This is a genomic window from Phyllobacterium sp. 21LDTY02-6 (assembly GCF_023554255.2).
In the GTDB taxonomy this organism is placed as follows: domain Bacteria; phylum Pseudomonadota; class Alphaproteobacteria; order Rhizobiales; family Rhizobiaceae; genus Phyllobacterium.
Genome location: NZ_JAMJWD020000007.1, coordinates 38416 through 57180, shown reverse-complemented (window position 1 = coordinate 57180; position 18765 = coordinate 38416). Strand labels below are relative to the sequence as shown.

Annotated in this window: 22 protein-coding genes; 7 read left to right on the top strand and 15 right to left on the bottom strand. The window is 62.1% G+C overall.

Annotation, left to right across the window (positions count from 1 at the left end; all coding sequences use genetic code 11):
* Positions 1-81 precede the first annotated feature (81 nt).
* Positions 82-957, top strand: coding sequence for a tRNA 2-thiocytidine(32) synthetase TtcA (gene ttcA / locus M8997_RS20570; RefSeq protein ID WP_250018009.1), 876 nt, complete (start codon positions 82-84; stop codon positions 955-957).
* On the opposite strand, the gene M8997_RS20565 is transcribed toward ttcA, so the two are convergent.
* The 8 genes from M8997_RS20565 to M8997_RS20530 all read right to left on the bottom strand — a co-directional run bounded on the left by M8997_RS20565 (position 958) and on the right by M8997_RS20530 (position 8460).
* Positions 958-2163: a multidrug effflux MFS transporter gene (locus M8997_RS20565; protein ID WP_250018311.1), complete on the bottom strand. Its 1206-nt coding sequence runs from the start codon at positions 2161-2163 to the stop codon at positions 958-960.
* A gap of 144 nt (positions 2164-2307) precedes the next feature.
* Positions 2308-2640, bottom strand: coding sequence for a Grx4 family monothiol glutaredoxin (grxD, locus tag M8997_RS20560; protein WP_250018006.1), 333 nt, complete (start codon positions 2638-2640; stop codon positions 2308-2310).
* Positions 2641-2784: 144 nt separating this feature from the next.
* The gene (locus tag M8997_RS20555) at positions 2785-3018 is read right to left on the bottom strand and encodes a BolA/IbaG family iron-sulfur metabolism protein (protein ID WP_250018004.1); all 234 of its coding nucleotides are present in this window, start codon (positions 3016-3018) and stop codon (positions 2785-2787) included.
* 11 nt (positions 3019-3029) lie between these two features.
* Positions 3030-5261 carry a phosphoribosylformylglycinamidine synthase subunit PurL gene (gene purL / locus M8997_RS20550; protein WP_250018000.1) on the bottom strand — a complete coding sequence of 744 codons (2232 nt, stop codon included), beginning with the start codon at positions 5259-5261 and terminating at the stop codon, positions 3030-3032.
* Positions 5262-5420: 159 nt separating this feature from the next.
* Positions 5421-5678 (bottom strand): YjhX family toxin, encoded by a 258-nt coding sequence (locus M8997_RS20545; RefSeq protein WP_250017996.1) that lies wholly within the window; start codon positions 5676-5678, stop codon positions 5421-5423.
* A 763-nt stretch (positions 5679-6441) separates the two neighbouring features.
* Entirely contained in the window at positions 6442-7026 is a 585-nt protein-coding gene (locus M8997_RS20540; protein WP_250017980.1) for a carboxymuconolactone decarboxylase family protein, read from the bottom strand.
* Positions 7027-7131: 105 nt separating this feature from the next.
* A complete protein-coding gene (locus tag M8997_RS20535) occupies positions 7132-7620 on the bottom strand; it encodes a DUF1772 domain-containing protein (RefSeq protein ID WP_250017977.1) in 489 nt (162 codons plus the stop codon).
* A 3-nt stretch (positions 7621-7623) separates the two neighbouring features.
* Positions 7624-8460: an NAD(P)H-binding protein gene (locus M8997_RS20530; RefSeq protein WP_250017974.1), complete on the bottom strand. Its 837-nt coding sequence runs from the start codon at positions 8458-8460 to the stop codon at positions 7624-7626.
* A gap of 90 nt (positions 8461-8550) precedes the next feature.
* Between M8997_RS20530 and M8997_RS20525 the strand changes: the two genes are divergently transcribed.
* From M8997_RS20525 to M8997_RS20500, 6 genes are all read left to right on the top strand, one after another.
* Positions 8551-9195, top strand: a complete 645-nt coding sequence (locus M8997_RS20525) for a TetR/AcrR family transcriptional regulator (RefSeq protein WP_250017971.1) — start codon at positions 8551-8553, stop codon at positions 9193-9195.
* 53 nt (positions 9196-9248) lie between these two features.
* Positions 9249-10751 (top strand): Asp-tRNA(Asn)/Glu-tRNA(Gln) amidotransferase subunit GatB, encoded by a 1503-nt coding sequence (gatB, locus tag M8997_RS20520; RefSeq protein ID WP_250017968.1) that lies wholly within the window; start codon positions 9249-9251, stop codon positions 10749-10751.
* A complete protein-coding gene (locus tag M8997_RS20515) occupies positions 10752-11261 on the top strand; it encodes a GNAT family N-acetyltransferase (RefSeq protein ID WP_250017965.1) in 510 nt (169 codons plus the stop codon).
* A complete protein-coding gene (locus tag M8997_RS20510; protein ID WP_250017963.1) occupies positions 11258-11737 on the top strand; it encodes a GNAT family N-acetyltransferase in 480 nt (159 codons plus the stop codon). The genes M8997_RS20515 and M8997_RS20510 overlap by 4 nt, the downstream gene beginning before the upstream one ends.
* Positions 11738-11807: 70 nt before the next feature.
* Complete coding sequence (locus M8997_RS20505; protein WP_250017960.1) at positions 11808-12206, top strand: NADH:ubiquinone oxidoreductase subunit NDUFA12; 399 nt, start codon at positions 11808-11810, stop codon at positions 12204-12206.
* 80 nt (positions 12207-12286) lie between these two features.
* Entirely contained in the window at positions 12287-12721 is a 435-nt protein-coding gene (locus M8997_RS20500) for a DUF2155 domain-containing protein (protein ID WP_371929622.1), read from the top strand.
* Positions 12722-12868: 147 nt separating this feature from the next.
* Here the strand turns inward: M8997_RS20500 and M8997_RS20495 are convergent, their stop codons facing one another.
* The 7 genes from M8997_RS20495 to M8997_RS20465 all read right to left on the bottom strand — a co-directional run bounded on the left by M8997_RS20495 (position 12869) and on the right by M8997_RS20465 (position 18677).
* A complete protein-coding gene (locus tag M8997_RS20495; protein WP_250017957.1) occupies positions 12869-13285 on the bottom strand; it encodes a VOC family protein in 417 nt (138 codons plus the stop codon).
* Positions 13286-13373: 88 nt separating this feature from the next.
* Positions 13374-13988, bottom strand: a complete 615-nt coding sequence (gene aat / locus M8997_RS20490) for a leucyl/phenylalanyl-tRNA--protein transferase (protein ID WP_371929621.1) — start codon at positions 13986-13988, stop codon at positions 13374-13376.
* 2 nt (positions 13989-13990) lie between these two features.
* Positions 13991-15352 (bottom strand): acetyl-CoA carboxylase biotin carboxylase subunit, encoded by a 1362-nt coding sequence (accC, locus tag M8997_RS20485; protein ID WP_250017955.1) that lies wholly within the window; start codon positions 15350-15352, stop codon positions 13991-13993.
* 16 nt (positions 15353-15368) lie between these two features.
* Positions 15369-15839 carry an acetyl-CoA carboxylase biotin carboxyl carrier protein gene (accB, locus tag M8997_RS20480; RefSeq protein ID WP_250017952.1) on the bottom strand — a complete coding sequence of 157 codons (471 nt, stop codon included), beginning with the start codon at positions 15837-15839 and terminating at the stop codon, positions 15369-15371.
* A gap of 35 nt (positions 15840-15874) precedes the next feature.
* Positions 15875-16318 (bottom strand): type II 3-dehydroquinate dehydratase, encoded by a 444-nt coding sequence (gene aroQ / locus M8997_RS20475; protein WP_250018308.1) that lies wholly within the window; start codon positions 16316-16318, stop codon positions 15875-15877.
* Between the two features lie 108 nt (positions 16319-16426).
* On the bottom strand, positions 16427-17236 hold the full coding sequence (locus tag M8997_RS20470) for a DsbA family protein (protein ID WP_250017949.1): 810 nt from the start codon (positions 17234-17236) through the stop codon (positions 16427-16429).
* 40 nt (positions 17237-17276) lie between these two features.
* A complete protein-coding gene (locus M8997_RS20465) occupies positions 17277-18677 on the bottom strand; it encodes a M48 family metalloprotease (RefSeq protein WP_371929620.1) in 1401 nt (466 codons plus the stop codon).
* Between the last annotated feature and the right edge of the window lie 88 nt (positions 18678-18765).

The following is an 18765-nucleotide window of genomic DNA, read 5'->3' as shown; positions in this document are numbered from 1 at the left end:
GCGTGCCGGCTTGCCGATCCGAACAGAGTGCCGCTACTATCCTTGTCACCGGGCCGCGTGGCCGACTATCCGGAGGTGCAGATGACCGTTCACGAACAGGATTTCGCCGTCGACAATGCCGACGCCGCGGGCGCTTGCCACCCGATGTTCCTCAGCGCGCCGGGCAGCGTGGAGTTCAACAAGCTGCGCAAGCGGCTGCTGCGCAATACAAGGCAGGCGCTGGAGGATTTCTCCATGGTGAAGCCGGGCGAGCGCTGGCTGGTCGGCCTTTCCGGCGGCAAGGACTCCTATGGGCTTCTGGCGCTGCTGCTCGATCTGAAGTGGCGCGGCCTGCTGCCTGTCGAACTGCTGGCCTGCAATCTCGATCAGGGCCAGCCCAATTTTCCCAAGCATGTCCTGCCCGATTATCTCAATGCCAATGGCATCGCCCACCGCATCGAATATCGTGACACCTATTCGATCGTCACCGACAAGGTGCCGGAAAACCAGACCTATTGCTCGCTCTGCTCGCGCCTGCGCCGCGGCCATCTCTACCGCGTGGCGCGCGAGGAGGGCTGTTCGGCGCTCGTCCTCGGCCATCACCGCGAGGACATATTAGAGACCTTCATGATGAACCTGTTCCATGGCGGCCGCCTGGCTGCCATGCCGCCGAAGCTCATCAATGACGAGGGCGACCTGATGCTGCTGCGTCCACTGAGCTATTGCGCCGAGGACGATCTGGAGAAGTTCGCGCAGGCGATGCGGTTTCCGATCATCCCCTGCGACCTCTGCGGCAGCCAGGATGGCCTGCAGCGCAACATGATGAAGGCGATGCTGGCCGATATCGAGAAGCGCATGCCCGGCCGCAAGGAGACCATGATCCGCGCCCTGGCGAATACGCGGCCGAGCCATCTGCTCGACCGCAAGATCTTCGATTTCGCCGCTCTCGGGGCCGCTGCTCCCGGGGCCGCGGAATAATCAGATCGGCTGGTTGTGCGGCTGGAACAGCCTGCCGCGCTCGGCAATGAGCACGAAGATCAGGCCGATCAGCGCCAGCAGGAAATAACCCATCACCAGCGGCAGCGTCGTTCCGTCGAAGGCCTGTCCGATCATGGCGCCGATCGCCCCGCCGCCTGCCGTGCCCATGAAGCCGAGCACCGAGGAGGCGGTGCCGGCGACATGGCCGAGCGGCTCCATCGCCAGCGAATTGAAGTTGGAGCCGATCCAGCCGAACTGGAACATCGCCGCGGCGAAGAACAGCAGGAAGAGCGGGAACGGCATCGGCGCCGGGCCGAACAGCGTCAGCAACAGCCACGCGCCGGTGATCGCCAGGAATGCCAGCAGCGCGCCATGGGAAAGCCGGCGCATGCCGAAGCGTCCGACCAGCCGGGAATTCACGAATGACGAAAGCGCCATCATGATCGCGACCGCCGAGAAGGCGACCGGGAACCACACGCCGAGCCCGTAGATGCCGACATAGATCTGCTGCGCCGAATTGATGAAGCCGAACAGGCCGCCAAAGATGAAGGCGCTGGCAAGGGCGTAGCAAAGCGCCGGGCGATTGGTGAGGACGATGCGGAAGCCGCGCGCCACCGAGCCGAGCGTGAACGGGCGCACATCGGCGGGATCGAGCGTTTCCGGCAGGCGGATATAGACCCAGAGCAGCACCGCCGCCGCCAGCACCGCCATGAAGACGAAGATCAGGTGCCAGTTGCCGAAGAGCATCACCGCCTGTCCGGTGGCTGGTGCGATGACCGGAACGATCATGAACACCATCATGATCAGCGACATCACTTCCGCCATCATGCGCCCGCCATAGACATCGCGCACGATTGAAATCGTGATCACCCGCGTCGCGGCGGAACCGACGCCCTGCAACAGCCGGAAGAACAGCAGCGTGGCGAAGCTCGGCACGAAGACGCAGGCAATGGCCGAGAAAATATAGATGATGAGCCCGGCAAACATCGGCTTGCGCCGTCCGAACCGGTCCGACAGGGGGCCATAGAACAGCTGCGAGACCGCAAATCCGAACAGGTAGGCGGAGATCACATACTGGCGGTGATTTTCGTTCGAGACGCCGAGGCTCGCGCCAATCTCCTGCAGGCCGGGCAACATGATGTCGATGGCAAGGGCATTGAGCGCCATCAGCATTGCCGCAATTGCAATGAATTCCACCTTGCCCATCCCCTGAAGCCTGGGGGCGTGCGATTGAACCGAGCTGTCCATTTTCTAACCTGTATTACAAACGACGAGAAAGGCGTCGGAGAACCGACGCCTTTTAGAATCTAATTCCGCCTTTCGGCGGAATTGGTTGAATTTATTGCGTAATCAGGCTGCCTTGGTGGCAATGCCCTTTTCGCTGAGGAGAGTTTGCAGTTCGCCTGCCTGGAACATTTCGCGGATGATGTCGCAGCCGCCGACAAATTCACCCTTCACATAGAGCTGAGGGATGGTCGGCCAGCTCGAATAATCCTTGATGCCCTGGCGCAGGTCGTTCGAGGTCAGCACGTTGACGCCCTTGTAGTCGACGCCGATGTAATCGAGGATCTGCACCACCTGGCCGGAGAAGCCGCATTGCGGGAAACCCGGCGTGCCCTTCATGAACAGGACGACGTCGTTGCTCTTGACCTCATTATCGATGAATTCGTTGATACCGCTCATTTTCGACTTCCTTTCGCGGCCGCATGGGAGGAATCTGCAGCCAGAATACGTATTTCGAGGCGATTTGCCTATGGTTTAACCCAGAAAAACCACGATGGGCGCCCGAACGCAAGTCAAACTCTCGTGCGGCGCCCGGTTGCGGGGTCAGTCCGGGGCACTTGTCTGCAGCGCCAGCGCATGCAGGACGCCGCCCATATTGCCCTTCAGCGCATCATAGACCATCTGGTGCTGCTGCACGCGCGACTTGCCGCGAAAGCTCTCTGCGACGACCTCGGCAGCGTAATGATCACCATCCCCGGCAAGATCCCGGATCGTTATCTTCGCATCCGGGATGGCGTCCTGGATCATTTTCTCGATATCGCGCGCGTCCATTGCCATTTTCGTTCTCCTCAGGCGGCCTGGCTTCTTTTGGTTCCGGTACCAGCCATATAGTCAGGGAACCACGATTCGTGGGCATTTGTCAGGTCCGCTACGGATATGGTGAGCAGGCCGGCGATGTTCAATGAATCGCCGCCGGCGGTGCCGAGCTTGCGGAAGGGCAGGCCCGAGCCCTCGGCATTGAGCGTCAGCAGGTTGGCGAGATCGGGCGCAACGGCGATGACATAGCGCGCCTGGTCCTCGCCGAACAGCAGCGCATGCGGCAAGCCTTCGCCGATCTCGACGTCGGCGCCCTTGCCCGCCGCCATGCACATCTCGGCCAGCGCGATCGCCAGCCCGCCATCGGAAATGTCGTGGCAGGCGGTGATCTGGTCGTTGCGGATGGCCGAACGGATGAAATCGCCATTGCGCTTTTCGATGGCGAGATCGACCGCCGGGGCAGGGCCGTCGGCGCGGCCATGAAGATCGCGCAGGTAGATCGACTGGCCAAGATGGCTGCCGTCGCCGCCGACGAGGATCAGCACGTCGCCATCGCTCATGCCGCCGATCCGGGCCGTCTTCGTCCAGTCGGGGACAAGGCCGACACCGGCAATGGTCGGCGTCGGCAGGATGGCCTGGCCATTGGTTTCATTATAGAGCGAGACATTGCCCGAGACGATCGGGAAGGCGAGCGCGCGGCAGGCATCGCCGATGCCGCCGATGGCCTTGACCAGCTGCCCCATGATCTCCGGCCGTTCCGGATTGCCGAAATTGAGATTGTCGGTCGCGGCCAGCGGCTCGGCGCCGACGGCGGTGAGATTGCGCCAGCACTCCGCCACCGCCTGCTTGCCGCCTTCATAGGGATCGGCCTCGCAATAGCGCGGGGTAACGTCCGAGGAGAAGGCAAGCGCCTTGCTGGCATGGCCCTCGACGCGCACCACGCCCGCATCGCCGCCCGGAACCTGCAGCGAATTGCCCTGGATCAGCGTGTCATATTGCTCGTAGACCCAGCGGCGCGAGGAAAGATCGGGCGATCCGACCATCTGCAGCAGCGCGGCGCCATAATCCTCGACCTCCGGCACATTGGCCGCCGGCAGCGGCGCATGCTTGCCCGGCTCCATCCACGGACGGTCATATTCCGGCGCCTGGTCGCCGAGGTCCTTGATCGGCAGGTTGGCGACTTCCTCGCCCTGATGCAGGACGCGGAAGCGCAGATCGTCGGTGGTGTAGCCGACAATGGCGAAATCCAGCCCCCATTTCCTGAAGATCGCCTCGGCTTCCTGCTCTTTTTCCGGCCGCAGCACCATGAGCATGCGCTCCTGGCTTTCGGAGAGCATCATTTCATAGGCGCTCATCTGCTCCTCGCGCACGGGCACGCTGTCGAGGTTGAGCTCGATGCCGAGATTGCCCTTGGCGCCCATCTCCACCGCCGAACAGGTGAGGCCGGCCGCGCCCATGTCCTGGATCGCGATTACCGCGCCCGATGCCATCAGTTCGAGCGAGGCTTCGAGCAGGCACTTCTCGGTGAAAGGATCGCCGACCTGCACGGTCGGGCGCTTCTCGTCGATGGATTCGTCGAATTCCGCCGATGCCATCGTTGCGCCGCCGACGCCGTCGCGTCCGGTCTTGGCGCCGAGATAGACCACGGGCAGCCCGACGCCCTTGGCTTCGGAAAGGAAGATGGCATCCGTCTTGGCGAGGCCCGCGGCAAAGGCGTTGACGAGGATATTGCCATTGTAGCGCGCTTCGAAATTGACTTCGCCGCCCACGGTCGGAACGCCGAAGGAATTGCCGTAGCCGCCGACGCCCTCGACGACGCCCGACACCAGATGCCGCGTCTTCGCATGGTCCGGCTCGCCGAAACGCAGCGCATTCATGGCTGCGATCGGCCGTGCGCCCATGGTGAACACGTCGCGCAGGATGCCGCCGACGCCCGTCGCGGCGCCCTGGTAGGGCTCGATGAAGGAGGGGTGATTGTGGCTTTCCATCTTGAAGACGACGCAATCGCCATCGCCGATATCGACGACGCCGGCATTTTCGCCGGGACCCTGGATGACCTGCGGGCCGGTCGTCGGCAGCGTGCGCAGCCACTTCTTCGAGGATTTGTAGGAGCAGTGCTCGTTCCACATGGCCGAGAAGATACCGAGTTCGGTGAAGCTCGGCTCGCGCCCGATCAGGTCGAGAATGCGCTGATATTCATCGGGCTTGAGCCCGTGCGCGGCAACGAGTTCGGGCGTGATCTGGATGGAATTCGAGAGCGTCATGAGGATTACCAGTTCGGTTGGGCGTTAAGCGGTTCTCTTAGAGCAAATCTTGCGGGGAATACACCTGAAAAGGCGGAAAAAATGTCGCCTTGCCGGAGATTCCCCCCGGGATCTGCTGCGGTCCGTGGACGCGGCGCCATCGCTGGCGCCGCGTTTGCCTTACCGGTTGTCCAACTCGGAGCGCACCAGTTGCAGCCCACGCCTTGTCACGTGGTAGGGGCCGCCGCCGGAAGAGGCGATGGCCCGCTTTCGCTTGAGCTTGCGAAACAGGCCTATATCGCAGGCCATATATCTCGAGCCGTCGCGTGTGAGGCAGATGACCTCCCTGATCGTTTTGCGATCGTCCTTGTCGAGCAATATCTTCCCGCCCTGCGCGAGCAGGTGCAATATGCGCTGTTCGTCGCGCGAAATATCCATGTGTCTTGTCCTGAAAACGGGCAAACGCCCATGCGAAAACATCCGCTGCCGATAGGGACCGGCGCGGGGCTTCTGTTTTCACGCCCCAACTTGCAACGAAGCTGGGGCTTCAGCGGGACTGAGACTGCTTGAACATGAACACTCCATCGGGTGGATCGCCATCCTATAGAGCATGAAGCTGAAAATGTGAATATGCGATGGTTGCCGGGCTGGGGGCTGCAATCCCTTGTGCAGATGCTGGATACGGAAAATCCTCACCACGCCCGCGAAATCGCGTCTGGTCATTGAAATGAGGGGAGACGGGCGGTCTTCAGCGCGTCAGTAGGTATCAGGGTCGAGGTCCGAAGACCGCCCGCGACGTCTTTGCCCGCTATTGCTGCGCTTGTCAGACGCAACAACCCGGAAACATGAGCGCTACCTCCGTTTCCTTCTGCAGTTTGCTGGCCAATCGGGGTTGTCACTTCCGATCTTTCGGCAACGCCATCCTTTCCCAGCAATCGAAACAGCACCGGAAGCTGCTCCCCCACTGGAAAGAACCTGCACAGAATAACCCGGTTTCAAACAGGTGGGATAAGTTTCCACTTATCCCCCCAGAGGGGCCGTGTGTTGCATTACTGTTGGGGGGTCTTTCAACAAGCTCAGGATGAGGATGATTGATTTGATTGCAGAAAAGCCGGGAGCCCAGGTTGGAAACCTCGCAGAATTATCCCCCTGCCAAACACCCAATTCCCTCACCATGAGGGGCTCAGCGTCGGTCGCGTGCTCAGATCGGCTTGCCGACGGTCATCGCCGTCCTGAATTCTTCGTCACTGTCGAGGAAGGCATCTTCCGGCACGGCGCCCACGGCGTCGAAAAAGCGGCTGACGAAGCTGCGGAACGAGGCGCAGAGGGCAATGTCGCAGATCTGCGTGTCGGAAAAACCCGCATCGCGCAGCCGGCCTATGTCGTCGATGGTGATTCTCGACGCGTCGCGCGTGATCTTTTCCGCATAGTCGAGCATTGCCACGTCCCGCTCCGACAGGCCCGCATTGCGGTGATCGCGCTGGACGGCGAGGACGGCCGCCCTCGAACCGAGTTCATCGATAAGCTGCCTGCCATAGACATGCGAACAATAGGTGGAGGGAATGTCCCGGGCGGCGATGAAGGTGATGATGCGCCAGTCGCGCTGGCTGAGCGAAAAATTCCCCCGCGCCTGCATGACGAAATCCATATAGGCGGGGAGGAGATCGGGCCGTGCGGTGAAGCAGCGGATGGCTTCCATGACCATGCCCGATTGGGCGCGCTGGGCCGAATAGATCTCGGCCACTCTTCCTTTCGCCTCGTCCTCGGCGATCGTTTGCAGAAACATCGTCATTTCCTCCCACCGCGTGCATTCTAGCAGAGAATCGCCCGATCGGTATCTAGCCGAATGTTGTAGAGGCGGTTGCAGCTAGGCTGAACGGCAAGCCCGCACTCATGCGGCAAGCCGCGAGAAGGCGAGGGCGAACGCGGCGAGCGCCACCATGTTGGCGAGGGTCCGGACATGGTTCCAGGGCAGCCATTGCGCCAGATAGCGGCTCCACATCGCCGCGCCCTCGCTGCTGGCGGGAGCGACGGCGGCAAGCGCGTCATTGAGCGGCACGTTGAAGATGATCGTCACCGCGATCGTGCCGATGAGATAGGCGAGGCTGCCGAGGATCATCCAGGCCGAGCCGGGCATGTCCCAGCGCAGGAAGCCGGCAATGCCGAGGACGAGGCAGACGATTGCCGTGCCGAAGAACGCCAGGCCGAAAGTGGCGTTCAGGATGGTCACATTGATGGAATTCATCGCCGCGATGCCCTGTTCGGGCGGCAGGCGCGAAAATGCCGTCATGATGAAGCTGGAAAAGGCGAAGAACAGCCCGGCCATGATCCCGCTGCCGAGGATCGCCACAAGATTGAGCACCGCAAGCAAGCCATTCATCGCTCAGTCCCCCCAAACGCCCTGCGCCGCGCCGTCGCGGGCAAATTGCACGAAATCACGCGGCTCGCGGCCGAGCGCCCGTTGCACGCCATCGCCGAGATATTCGTTGCGCCCGTCGAGCACGACCGTGAACAGCTCGTTGATCAGCTGCACCAGGTCCTCCGGCGTCTGCTCGTGCCGCAAGCCCGCCATGAAATCCTGCGGCGTAATCGTATGATAATCAATGCTGCGGCCGGTGGCGCTGGCGATTTCCGCCGTCGCCTCGCCAAAGGTCAGCAGGCGCGGCCCCGTCACCTCGTATATCTGCCCGATATGTTGCGGATCGGTCAGCGCCGCCGTCACGACATCGGCAATGTCGTCCGCATCGATGAACGGCTCGCGCACCGCCCCTGCCGGCAAGGCCAGGGCGCCGGACAGGATAGGGCCCGCCATCAGGCTTTCGCTGAAGTTCTGCATGAACCAGCTCGCGCGGACGATGGTCCAATCCGCCCCGGAAGCCTGCAGGATTGCTTCGGCGTGTTGCGCCTCCGGTTCGCCGCGCCCGGAAAGCAGGACCAGCCGCTTGACGCCCATCTCCAGCGCGAGCCTCGTCAGGCGCTGGATGGCCGCGCCCGAACCCGGCACCGCGAGGTCGGGATAATAGGTGATGTAGGCGGCAGAGACGCCATCGAGCGCGGATTGCCAACCTGCCGGATCGTTCCAGTCGAATGCCGGCGCCGCACTGCGCGAGCCGATCCTCACCGGAATGCCAAGCTGCGCCAGCCGGCTCGCGACGCGCTTGCCGGTCTTTCCCGTGCCGCCGATCACCAGCACCGGCTTGCCCAAATCTCTATCTGTCATGACGTCCTCCAAAATGTGAGTGTTTATCATATTTGCAAATGTGATTAATCCTCATATTATGGGTGTCAAGTGAAAATGTGAGGAATACTCATGAACGAGCAGGCCAATCCCGAAGCCGCGGCCCGGCGCGAACCCACGCAGCAGCGCAGCCGCGACAGGGTAGAGAGGATTCTTCTCTGCGCGACGCGGCTGATAGAGCAGGGCGGCAGCGACGCCATGCGCATGAGCGACGTTGCCGCGCAGGCGGGCATTTCGATCGGCTCGCTCTATCAATATTTCCCCGACAAGGCCGCGATCATCCGCACGCTTGCCGAGCGCTACAATCAGGCCGGGCAGGCCTGCATTGCCGAGGCCCTGCAGGGCGCGGATGACGAGCCGGCGCTGCTGCGCGCCTTTGGCGAACTGATCGACACCTATTACGCCATGTTCCTGGCCGAGCCGGTCATGCGCGATATCTGGTCCGGCACCCAGGCGGACAAGGCCCTGCGCAATATCGACATCGCCGACAGCCGCGTCACCGGCGGCTTGTTGGCCGATGCGCGCGCGCGCGTTTCGCCGGGCGCGGACAGGCAGGCGCTCGAACAGTCGAGCTTCCTGCTGATGCAGCTTGGCGAGGCGACGATGCGGCTGGCGATATCGGTGGAGCGCGAGGAAGGCGACCGGCTGGTCGGCTGTTTCAAGCATATGGCGCTGCGAGAGCTGGCATCGGCGGCTCGGAAGGGCTTGCCTGACTGAGCGGTTTGCTCTAGCCAGTAGTCAGAAAATCCAGCCCAGGAATGACAGGCAGCATGACTCTCGTTGATACCCGTACACCCGAACCCAAACGCTTCATTTCCGGTGCGACCGGCGATTGGGAAGTTGTAATCGGCATGGAAGTACACGCGCAGGTAACGTCGAACTCCAAGCTGTTCTCGGGAGCATCGACGACCTTCGGCGCCGGACCCAACGAGAATGTGTCGCTGGTGGATGCGGCCATGCCCGGCATGCTGCCGGTCATCAATGAATGGTGCGTGCGCCAGGCCATCCGGACCGGGCTCGGCCTGAAGGCGCAGATCAACCTGAAATCGGTGTTCGACCGCAAGAACTATTTCTACCCGGATCTGCCGCAGGGCTACCAGATATCGCAGTTCAAGCAGCCGATCGTCGGCGAGGGCACGATGATCATATCCGTCGGGCCGGACAAGCAGGGCCAGTTCGAGGATATCGAGATCGGCATCGAGCGGCTGCATCTGGAGCAGGATGCCGGCAAGTCGCTGCACGACCAGAACCCGACCATGTCCTATGTCGATCTCAATCGTTCCGGCGTCGCGCTGATGGAGATCGTGTCCAAGCCGGACATGCGCTCCTCGGACGAGGCGAAGGCCTATCTGACCAAGCTGCGCACCATCGTGCGCTATCTCGGCACCTGCGACGGCAATATGGACGAAGGCTCGATGCGCGCCGACGTCAACGTCTCGGTGCGCAAGCCGGGCGGCGCGTTCGGCACGCGATGCGAGATCAAGAATGTGAATTCCATCCGCTTCGTCGGCCAGGCCATCGAATATGAGGCCCGCCGCCAGATCGGCATCCTCGAAGATGGCGGCGAGATCGACCAGGAGACGCGGCTTTTCGATCCCGTCAAGGGCGAGACGCGCTCCATGCGCTCCAAGGAAGAGGCGCATGATTATCGCTATTTCCCCGATCCCGACCTGCTGCCGCTGGAATTCACGCAGGAATATGTCGACGAGATCCGGTCCGACCTGCCGGAATTGCCCGACGACAAGCGCGCGCGGCTGGTGTCCGATCTCGGTCTCTCGGTCTATGACGCTTCCATTCTCGTCACCGAAAAGGCGATCGCCGATTATTACGAGGCGGTGGCCAGGGGACGCGACGGCAAGGCATCGGCGAACTGGGTGATCAACGACCTGCTCGGCGCCCTCAACAAGGCCGGCAAGGGCATCGACGAGTCGCCGGTTTCGCCCGACCAGCTTGGCGCCATCATCGACCTGATCAAGGAAGGCACGATTTCCGGCAAGATCGCCAAGGACCTTTTCGAGATCGTCTGGAACGAAGGCGGCGACCCGCGCCAGGTGGTCGAGAGCCGCGGCATGAAACAGGTCACCGATACCGGCGCCATCGAAAAGGCTGTCGACGACGTCATCGCCGCCAATCCCGACAAGGTGGAGCAGGCGAGGGCAAAGCCGACCATGGCAGGCTGGTTCGTCGGCCAGGTGATGAAGGCGACCGGCGGCAAGGCCAATCCTCAGGCGGTGAGCGACCTCGTCAAGGCAAAGCTGGGGATCACGGAATAGATGTGGATCCGCAGCGTCACCAGGGAAGACCTGCAGGCGGTCCATGAATTGCTGGTGGCGACGTGGCACGCCACCTATGACGAAGTCTACGGCGCGCAGAAGGTCGATGGGATCACCGGCCGCTGGCACTCCGTCGAGGCGCTGAAGCGCAATCTCGCCAAGCCCTATTCCGAATTCGTCGTCGCCGACGATGGCGCGGATATTCTCGGCGTGGCCTATGCCAGCCAGAAGGATCACAAGCTGTCGATCCTGCACCAGCTCTACGTGCATCCCGAGCATCAGGGCAAGGGCGTCGGTTCGCTGTTGCTGGCGGAAATGGAAAGCGCCTTTCCCGGCGTCTATACGCTTCAGCTCGAAGTGATCGAAGCCAACGAGAAGGCCTGCCGCTTCTACGAAAGCCGCGGCTTCGCGAGGACCGGCGCGGTCATCGAGAACTGGGGCGAGCCGGGTTCGCAAATATCGGTGCTGGTGCTCGAAAAGCCGCTCGTCGGCTATGAACTCGCGCCATGAGCAGCGATGATTTCCACATCCGCGAGGCGCGGCCCGAGGATCTGGCGGCGCTGATCGGCCTGTTTGCCGCCGATGCGCTCGGCGGCCATGGCGACACGCTGGACGAGGCGGCGCGCCCGCACTACGAGCGCGCATTCGCCGCGATTATGGCGAGCCCGGGCGATCTGCTGCTGGTGGTCGAACATGCCGGCGAGGTGGTTGCCACGGCACAGCTGACATTCATCCATTCGCTGCCCGGCAGGGGCGCGCTCAAGATGGCGATCGAGGCGGTGCAGACCCGCGCCGACATGCGCAGCAAGGGTATCGGCGCGCGCCTCGTCAATCATTGCCTGGCGCTCGGCCGCGAGCGCGGCGCGGTGCATGCACACCTTACGTCCAACGCGAAACGGGTCGATGCTCACAAGTTCTACGAGCGGCTCGGCTTCGAGAAATCCCATGCCGGTTTCAAGATGAAGCTGGCGCCAGCGTCAACTTGACCCTTGCCATAGTGCGGCGATGCGGCCATAAACCGGACAACGACATGATTTCGTTGCAAGCAGGATTGCCATGAAAACCTTCTTTACTCAGTTTTTCACCTGGTGGAATGGGCAGACGCTCGGCACCCGCTTCTTTACCTGGCGCAAGGGCACCAAGGTCGGCGAAGACCAGTTCGGCAATGTCTATTTCGAAGGCACCTTCGATTCCGAAGGGCGCAAGCGCCGCTGGGTCATCTATAATGGCTATGCGGAAGCATCGGCCATCCCCGCCGGCTGGCATGGCTGGATGCACCATCGTGTCGACACGCCGCCCTCTGCCGAGGATTACAAGCAGATGGAATGGGAAAAGAGCCACCAGCCGAATCTGACCGGCACGCCCGCCGCCTATCGCCCCAAGGGCTCGATAGCGCGCGGCGACAACCGACCGGCCGTCACGGGCGACTACGATGCCTGGACGCCGGGTTCCTGATCGGTTCTTCTTCTGCCATAATTGAACCCTATCGACAGGCAGGCCGCGATTCCACGCACGCTCGAGAAACCGGAAGCGAAATGAAACGTCCGAATATGTGTTCACTGCGAAGCAGCCTCGTCGCACTCCTCGCCGCTGGTATGGTCGCAACGCATGCGGGCGCCGGACTGGCCGCCGACGAGAAGATCAAGAACCCGATCGCGGTATTCTCCGGGCTGGACAAGATCACCGGCCGCATCACGACTTTCGACGTCTATATCGATGAAACGGTGCAATTCGGCGCGCTGCAACTGACGCCGCGCGTATGCTACACGCGTCCGGACACGGAAGCGCCGAAGACCGACACCTTCGTCGAGGTCGACGAGATCACGCTCGACCGCAAGATACGCAAGATATTCTCCGGCTGGATGTTCGCCGACAGCCCCGGGCTGAATGCGGTCGAACATCCGGTCTATGATGTCTGGCTCAAGACCTGCAAGCAGAAATCGGACGTTCCCGCGCCTGACAATAGCTGACCGGGGCGGGCACGAGTGCCCGCACCTGACGACAGATGCCCGGCGGGCACGAGTGCCCGCACCTGACATTGGATGGGAGGCGGGCACGAATGCCCGCACCTGACATTAGACGGGAGGCGGGCACATTGCCCACCGGTGGTCATCGGCTCAGGCTTGCGGCCTTGAGCAATTGATCAGCCAGGGCGTGCCATATCGGTCGGTGAACATCGCAAAGCGCAATGCCCAGGCCGTCTCGCCCAGCTCCATCATGATGCTTTCGGCGCCATCGGACAATTCCGCATAGATGCGCTCCGCTTCCGCTGGCGTGTCGACATTCAGCGCCACGGTCATGCCCTGCGCCTTCTGGAAGTAGGGGGCCGGCGCATCGGACGCCATGATGACGTTGCCGCCGACCGTGATCTGCGAATGCATGACGTGCTTGGCCGTTTCCGGCGTGATCTGGTACATGTCGGGCATTTCGTCATAGCGCATGATGTGATCGATCTTGCCGCCGAGTACCTTGACGTAGAAATTGATCGCTTCTTCGCATTGTCCGGAAAAGTTCAGGTATGGATTGATTTGCATCGATGTTCTCCTTTGCATCTTCCCTAGGACGAAACAGCGAGCATAATACCGACAGGGCGGTGAGAAAAATTATTCCATAGGGCCCCGGCTAGAAATTGGCCGGCTGGGCGAGGGCGGTCTCCAGCATCTTCTGGTATTGACGGCGCGGCACCTCGACGGCGCCGAACCTTTCGAGATGGTCGGTGGTGAACTGCGTATCGAGCAGGGTGAAATCCTTTTCGATCAGCCGGCCGACGAGATGGACGAGGCAGACCTTGGAGGCATCGCGCTCGCGCGAGAACATGCTCTCGCCGAAGAAGGCCGAGCCGAGGGCGATGCCATAGAGCCCGCCCACCAGCCTGCCGTCGCGCCATGCTTCCACGGTGTGGCAATAGCCGAGTTCGAACAATTGGCCATAGGCCTCGCGGATGGGCTGGTTGATCCAGGTGCGGGCGCGGTCGCCATTGCCGCTGGCGCAGCCGTCGATAACGCCCTGGAAATCCGTATCGTAGCGGATATCGAACAGGCCGCGCCTGACGGTCTTGCGCAGGCTGTGCGAGACATGAAAGGCCTCAAGCGGGATGATGCCGCGCTTTTCGGGCCGGACCCAGAATATTTCCGGGTTGTCGGCCTCCTCGGCCATGGGAAAGACCCCGGTTGCATAGGCGCGCAGCAGCAGCGCGGGGTCGATATGGATATTGCCGTCCGGGTCGCTACCCGTCATGCCTATTCTTCTGCGTTGTCGGGCGCGTCGCCGGCCAGGTATTTTTCGAGCCAGTGAATGTCGTAATCCCCGTTGGCGATGTCCGGATTGTTGATCAGGTCCTGGAACAACGGCAAGGTGGTCTTGATCCCGTCAACCACGAACTCGTCCAGCGCGCGGCGCAGGCGCATCATGCACTCGACGCGGTTGCGCCCGTGGACGATCAGCTTGCCGATGAGGCTGTCGTAGTAGGGCGGGATCTTGTAGCCGCTATAGACGCCGCTATCGACACGAATGCCGAGGCCGCCGGGCGTATGATAATGGGTGATGAGACCCGGCGAAGGCGTGAAATTGCGCGGGTCTTCCGCATTGATGCGGCATTCGATGGCATGGCCGGAGAAACGGATATCCTCCTGCCGCACCGAGAGCCCGCCGCCGGAAGCGATGCGGATCTGCTCATGCACCAGATCGATGCCGGTGATGGCCTCCGTCACCGGATGCTCCACCTGCAGGCGCGTATTCATCTCGATGAAGTAGAATTCGCCATTCTCGTAGAGGAACTCGATCGTGCCGGCGCCGCGATAGCCCATGTCGGCCATCGCATTGGCGCAGATCATGCCGATCCGCTCGCGGGCATCGGAATTGAGCGCCGGGGAATTGGCTTCCTCCCAGACCTTCTGGTGGCGGCGCTGCAGCGAGCAGTCGCGCTCGCCGAGATGGACCGCATTGCCGAAACCGTCGCCCATGATCTGGACCTCGATGTGCCGCGGCTTCTGCAGGTATTTCTCGATATAGACGGCGTCGTCGCCAAAGGCCGCGCCGGCTTCCGTGCGCGCCGTGGAGAGCGCGACCGACAGTTCTTCCTCGTTCATCGCCACCTTCATGCCGCGGCCGCCGCCGCCGGCCGAGGCCTTGATGATGACCGGATAGCCGATCTCGGCGCAGATGCGGGCGGCTTCCTTGTCGTCCGTCACGCCGCCATCGGAGCCGGGCACGACCGGGATGCCGAGCCGTTTCGCGGTGCGCTTCGCCTCGATCTTGTCGCCCATCACCCTGATATGGGCAGCGGTGGGGCCGATGAAGGTGATGTTGTGTGCTTCCAGAATCTCCGCGAACTTGGCGTTTTCCGACAGGAAGCCATAGCCCGGATGAATGGCGTCGGCGCCCGTTATCTCGCATGCGGCGACGATCTGGTGAATGTTCAGGTAGCTCTCCCGCGAGGGAGGCGGCCCGATGCAGACACTCTCGTCCGCGAGGCGCACATGCATTGCATCGGCATCGGCCGTGGAATGGACGGCGACGGTCTGGATGCCGAGCTCCTTGCAGGCGCGCAGCACGCGCAATGCAATTTCGCCGCGATTGGCTATGAGAATCTTCTGAAACATCACGTTCTCGATCTGCCTATTCGATCACCACCAGGGACTCGCCATATTCCACGGGCTGGCCGTCGGTGACGAGAATGGAAGTAACCGTGCCGGCGCGCGGCGAAGGTATCTGGTTCATGGTCTTCATCGCTTCGACGATGAGAAGCGTCTGGCCTTCCTTGACCTGGGTGCCGACCTCGATGAAGGCACGGGCGCCGGGAGCCGGGGCGAGATAGACGGTGCCCACCATGGGCGAGGGCACGGCATTCTTCGATATGTCCACCGCGGGCGCTGCCGGGGCGGCCGGCGCGGCGGCTGCGGCGGGAGCGGGCGCCTGGGCCTGCGCATAATATGGCTGGCTGGCGGCAGCCTGGACGGTGACTTGCCGAGATACGCGAATGCGAAGGTCGCCCTGTTCGATCTCGATGTCGGTAAGATCCGTATCGTTCAGGATTTCCGCGAGGTCGCGGATCATGACCTTGTCGATCCCGTTGGTTTTGGTTGCCATGCTTTTTCAAGCCCCTTGTTACTTTGGCAGCGGCGTCATTGCGCCTGTGCCGACTTTACCAGTGCGCGCAAGCCCATCGCGTAGCCTTCGATACCGAAGCCACATATCACCCCTTTGGCCAAAGAGGAAACATAGGAATGGTGCCGGAATGGCTCGCGCGCGTGAATGTTGGAGATGTGAACCTCGACGACGGTGACCGCAGCGGCCCGCAAGGCGTCGTGAAGCGCGATCGATGTATGGGTATAGGCGGCCGGGTTGATCAGGACGAGCGCCTTGCGCCCGCCGGCCTCCTGCACCCATTCCACGAGGTCGCCCTCGTGATTGGACTGGCGAAACTCGATATCCACGCCCAGCGCCTCCGCCTCGGCACGGCAGAGCGCCTCGATGTCTTCCAGCGTATCGCCGCCATAGATACCGGGCTCACGCTTGCCGAGCATGTTGAGGTTGGGTCCATTGAGGATAAAGACGAGCTGTTTCATGATGTCCTGTAGGAATGCTGGTCCCATATAGACGCCTTATCGGCAAGCGAAAAGCCTGCAAATATGGCATATCGCTTGTCCACAACGCGTTTTGGCACGTAGCAACAATTATTTGTTGCGAATATGGCTGATTTTCTCCGCCAGGACGTCCGCGCCCATGGCTCCCGGAACCACCTCGCTGCCGATGATGTAGGAGGGCGTGCCGGTGATGTTGAGGCTGCTGGCCAGCTCGAAATTGGTGCGGAAGGCGCCGGCGATTTCCGGCTTCTGCATGATTTCGCGCAATTGCTTTTCGTCGGCGCCGAGCTTCACCGCAACGGCCATCGCCGTCTCCTCGGTGGCGCGGCCCTCGCTGCCAAGCAGGGCGCGGTGGAATTCGAGGTATTTGTCGGGCATTGCCGTCTTGAACGCCTTGGCGACGAGGTGCGCCCGGGTCGAATCCGGACCGAGGATCGGGAATTCCTTCATGACGAAGCGCAGCTTCGGATCGCTCTTCAACAGGGCGTCCATGTCGGGCAGGGCGCGCTTGCAATAGCCGCAATTGTAATCGAAGAACTCGACGATGGTAACGTCGCCCTGCGGATTGCCGAAGACGGCATCCATCGGCGACTGGAATATCTGGTCCTTGTTCTTGTCGATGATCTCGGTCGAAGCGGCGAGCTGCGCGGCCTCCTGCTTCTCGGTCAGCGCCGTCTGCACCTCGATCATCACTTCCGGATTGTTGATGAGGTAGTTGCGGACGATGCCCTCGATCTCGCTCTTGTCGATGGCAGGCGCCGCCGCCTGCGCCTGTGCGGCCGCCGGTACGGGCGCTGCGGGCGCTGACACCGCTGTCGTGCGGCCGGCCTGGTAACCGGCTCCGAGAGCGGCGATGCCGATAATGCCGGCCGCGGCTCCGATCAGGGCGGTCTTGCTCATGGAACTTTCCTTTTTCGCTCAGGAACGAGTGAGACTCGTTTCATTTCCGCTTGGTATTGATGATGTCTTGCGCCTGTATCCACTCGGGCGAGCCCTTTGGCAAGCCACGTTGCGCGCGCGTGGCGAAGATTTGTGCCTCCTGGATCTTGCCCGAATAATATTTCTCCTCGGCGCTTGCCAGATCCGAATGCGCCATCTCGCCGAGCTGGCCATAGGCCTGCGCCAGATAGCCGTAGCCCGTCGAATATTCACGCTCGCGCGCGATGCTCGCCTTGAGTTCGGCAATGGCGGTCTTGAGGTTGTCCTTCGAACCCGTCAGCATCAGCGTACGGCCGTAATTCATGCGGATGAGGGCGGATTTGCGCGGATCGAGGCTGCCGGCCTTCTGGAATGCCTTCGCCGCATCCGCAACCTTGTTCATCTTCATCAGGATTTCGCCGCGGATCTCGTAGAAATACGGGTTCTTTGGGTCTTCCTTGATCAAGGCGCCGATCTTGGCGAGCGCCGATTGCGACGAGCCGTTGAGATAGGTGGCGATGGCGTCGCCATAGCGTGCGCCGATGTTGCGCGGATCCTTGCGGAACGACTGGATGACGCTCGCGCCGCCGCCCGTATAGGCGGCGATCTTGCCGCGCATGAGATCGTGCCGCCGCTGCAGGGCCGGGCTGTCGGTCTTGTCGAAATAGGGGCTGGCGCGGGCCAGGTTCTCGAGGTTCGCGATACGCTCGCGCGGCATCGGATGGCTTATCCGGTAGGGATCGACCCGCGTCCCGGTCAGCGCCAGCGCGTTGGAGAAGCGCTCGAACGTCGTCAGCATGCCCTTCGCCGACTGGCCCGTGCTGGCAAGATAGGTGATCGCCGAGCGATCCGCCGCCATTTCCTCGGTGCGCTGATAGTTCAGCAGATTGCGCATCGCAGCTTCCGGGCCGCCGACGGCGAGGCCGGAACCAGCCTGCGCCAGGCCTCCCTGCTTGCTCGCCGCGCCGGCAACGACCGCACCGATGCCGAGGAGACCGGCGACGATCGCCATCGTCCGCGCCGCCGCCAATTGTTCGCGCAGCTTGAATTGATGGCCGCCGGCAAGGTGCCCGGTCTCATGGGCCAGCACGCCGATGATCTCGTTGGGCGTCTCGGCCTGCAGTAGGGCGCCGGTATTGATGAAGATGCGCCGGCCGTCGACGAAGGCATTGAAGCTGTTGCTGTTGACGAGGACGACCTTGATCGCCCGCCGGCTCAATCCCGCCGCCTTGATGACCGGCGCCGCATAGTCGCTGACGAGCGCCTCGATCTCCGCATCGCGCACGATGGGCACGCTTCGCGACTGCGCCATGGCGGTGTTGACCGGCAGCAGGCTGACGGAAGCGGCGGCCAGTGTGACGATTGCGGCGCGTGCAAACGCTGCCAGGGATCGCGACGTTGCGGCTTTCAGAGGAGTGACCATCGCCTATACCTAACCAAATCGAACCACGAATGAAAGGGAGCAACAATGACACTCCCTAATTCGTGAAAATCGTATGAATCGGGCAAAT

Excerpts from the sequence above, each read along its gene's own strand:
- M8997_RS20535 (WP_250017977.1), bottom strand. The coding sequence starts at position 7,620 with ATGAATGGCTTGCTTGCGGTGCTCAATCTTGTGGCGATCCTCGGCAGC.
- M8997_RS20555 (WP_250018004.1), bottom strand. The coding sequence starts at position 3,018 with ATGGCAATGGACGCGCGCGATATCGAGAAAATGATCCAGGACGCCATC.
- aat (WP_371929621.1), bottom strand. The coding sequence starts at position 13,988 with ATGACGGGTAGCGACCCGGACGGCAATATCCATATCGACCCCGCGCTG.
- purL (WP_250018000.1), bottom strand. The coding sequence starts at position 5,261 with ATGACGCTCTCGAATTCCATCCAGATCACGCCCGAACTCGTTGCCGCG.
- M8997_RS20500 (WP_371929622.1), top strand. The coding sequence starts at position 12,287 with ATGAAACGTCCGAATATGTGTTCACTGCGAAGCAGCCTCGTCGCACTC.
- M8997_RS20515 (WP_250017965.1), top strand. The coding sequence starts at position 10,752 with ATGTGGATCCGCAGCGTCACCAGGGAAGACCTGCAGGCGGTCCATGAA.
- M8997_RS20525 (WP_250017971.1), top strand. The coding sequence starts at position 8,551 with ATGAACGAGCAGGCCAATCCCGAAGCCGCGGCCCGGCGCGAACCCACG.
- accC (WP_250017955.1), bottom strand. The coding sequence starts at position 15,352 with ATGTTTCAGAAGATTCTCATAGCCAATCGCGGCGAAATTGCATTGCGC.
- accB (WP_250017952.1), bottom strand. The coding sequence starts at position 15,839 with ATGGCAACCAAAACCAACGGGATCGACAAGGTCATGATCCGCGACCTC.
- grxD (WP_250018006.1), bottom strand. The coding sequence starts at position 2,640 with ATGAGCGGTATCAACGAATTCATCGATAATGAGGTCAAGAGCAACGAC.
- M8997_RS20470 (WP_250017949.1), bottom strand. The coding sequence starts at position 17,236 with ATGAGCAAGACCGCCCTGATCGGAGCCGCGGCCGGCATTATCGGCATC.
- M8997_RS20565 (WP_250018311.1), bottom strand. The coding sequence starts at position 2,163 with ATGGGCAAGGTGGAATTCATTGCAATTGCGGCAATGCTGATGGCGCTC.
- M8997_RS20545 (WP_250017996.1), bottom strand. The coding sequence starts at position 5,678 with ATGGATATTTCGCGCGACGAACAGCGCATATTGCACCTGCTCGCGCAG.
- M8997_RS20530 (WP_250017974.1), bottom strand. The coding sequence starts at position 8,460 with ATGACAGATAGAGATTTGGGCAAGCCGGTGCTGGTGATCGGCGGCACG.
- M8997_RS20510 (WP_250017963.1), top strand. The coding sequence starts at position 11,258 with ATGAGCAGCGATGATTTCCACATCCGCGAGGCGCGGCCCGAGGATCTG.
- aroQ (WP_250018308.1), bottom strand. The coding sequence starts at position 16,318 with ATGAAACAGCTCGTCTTTATCCTCAATGGACCCAACCTCAACATGCTC.
- M8997_RS20540 (WP_250017980.1), bottom strand. The coding sequence starts at position 7,026 with ATGTTTCTGCAAACGATCGCCGAGGACGAGGCGAAAGGAAGAGTGGCC.
- M8997_RS20495 (WP_250017957.1), bottom strand. The coding sequence starts at position 13,285 with ATGCAAATCAATCCATACCTGAACTTTTCCGGACAATGCGAAGAAGCG.
- gatB (WP_250017968.1), top strand. The coding sequence starts at position 9,249 with ATGACTCTCGTTGATACCCGTACACCCGAACCCAAACGCTTCATTTCC.
- ttcA (WP_250018009.1), top strand. The coding sequence starts at position 82 with ATGACCGTTCACGAACAGGATTTCGCCGTCGACAATGCCGACGCCGCG.
- M8997_RS20505 (WP_250017960.1), top strand. The coding sequence starts at position 11,808 with ATGAAAACCTTCTTTACTCAGTTTTTCACCTGGTGGAATGGGCAGACG.
- M8997_RS20465 (WP_371929620.1), bottom strand. The coding sequence starts at position 18,677 with ATGGTCACTCCTCTGAAAGCCGCAACGTCGCGATCCCTGGCAGCGTTT.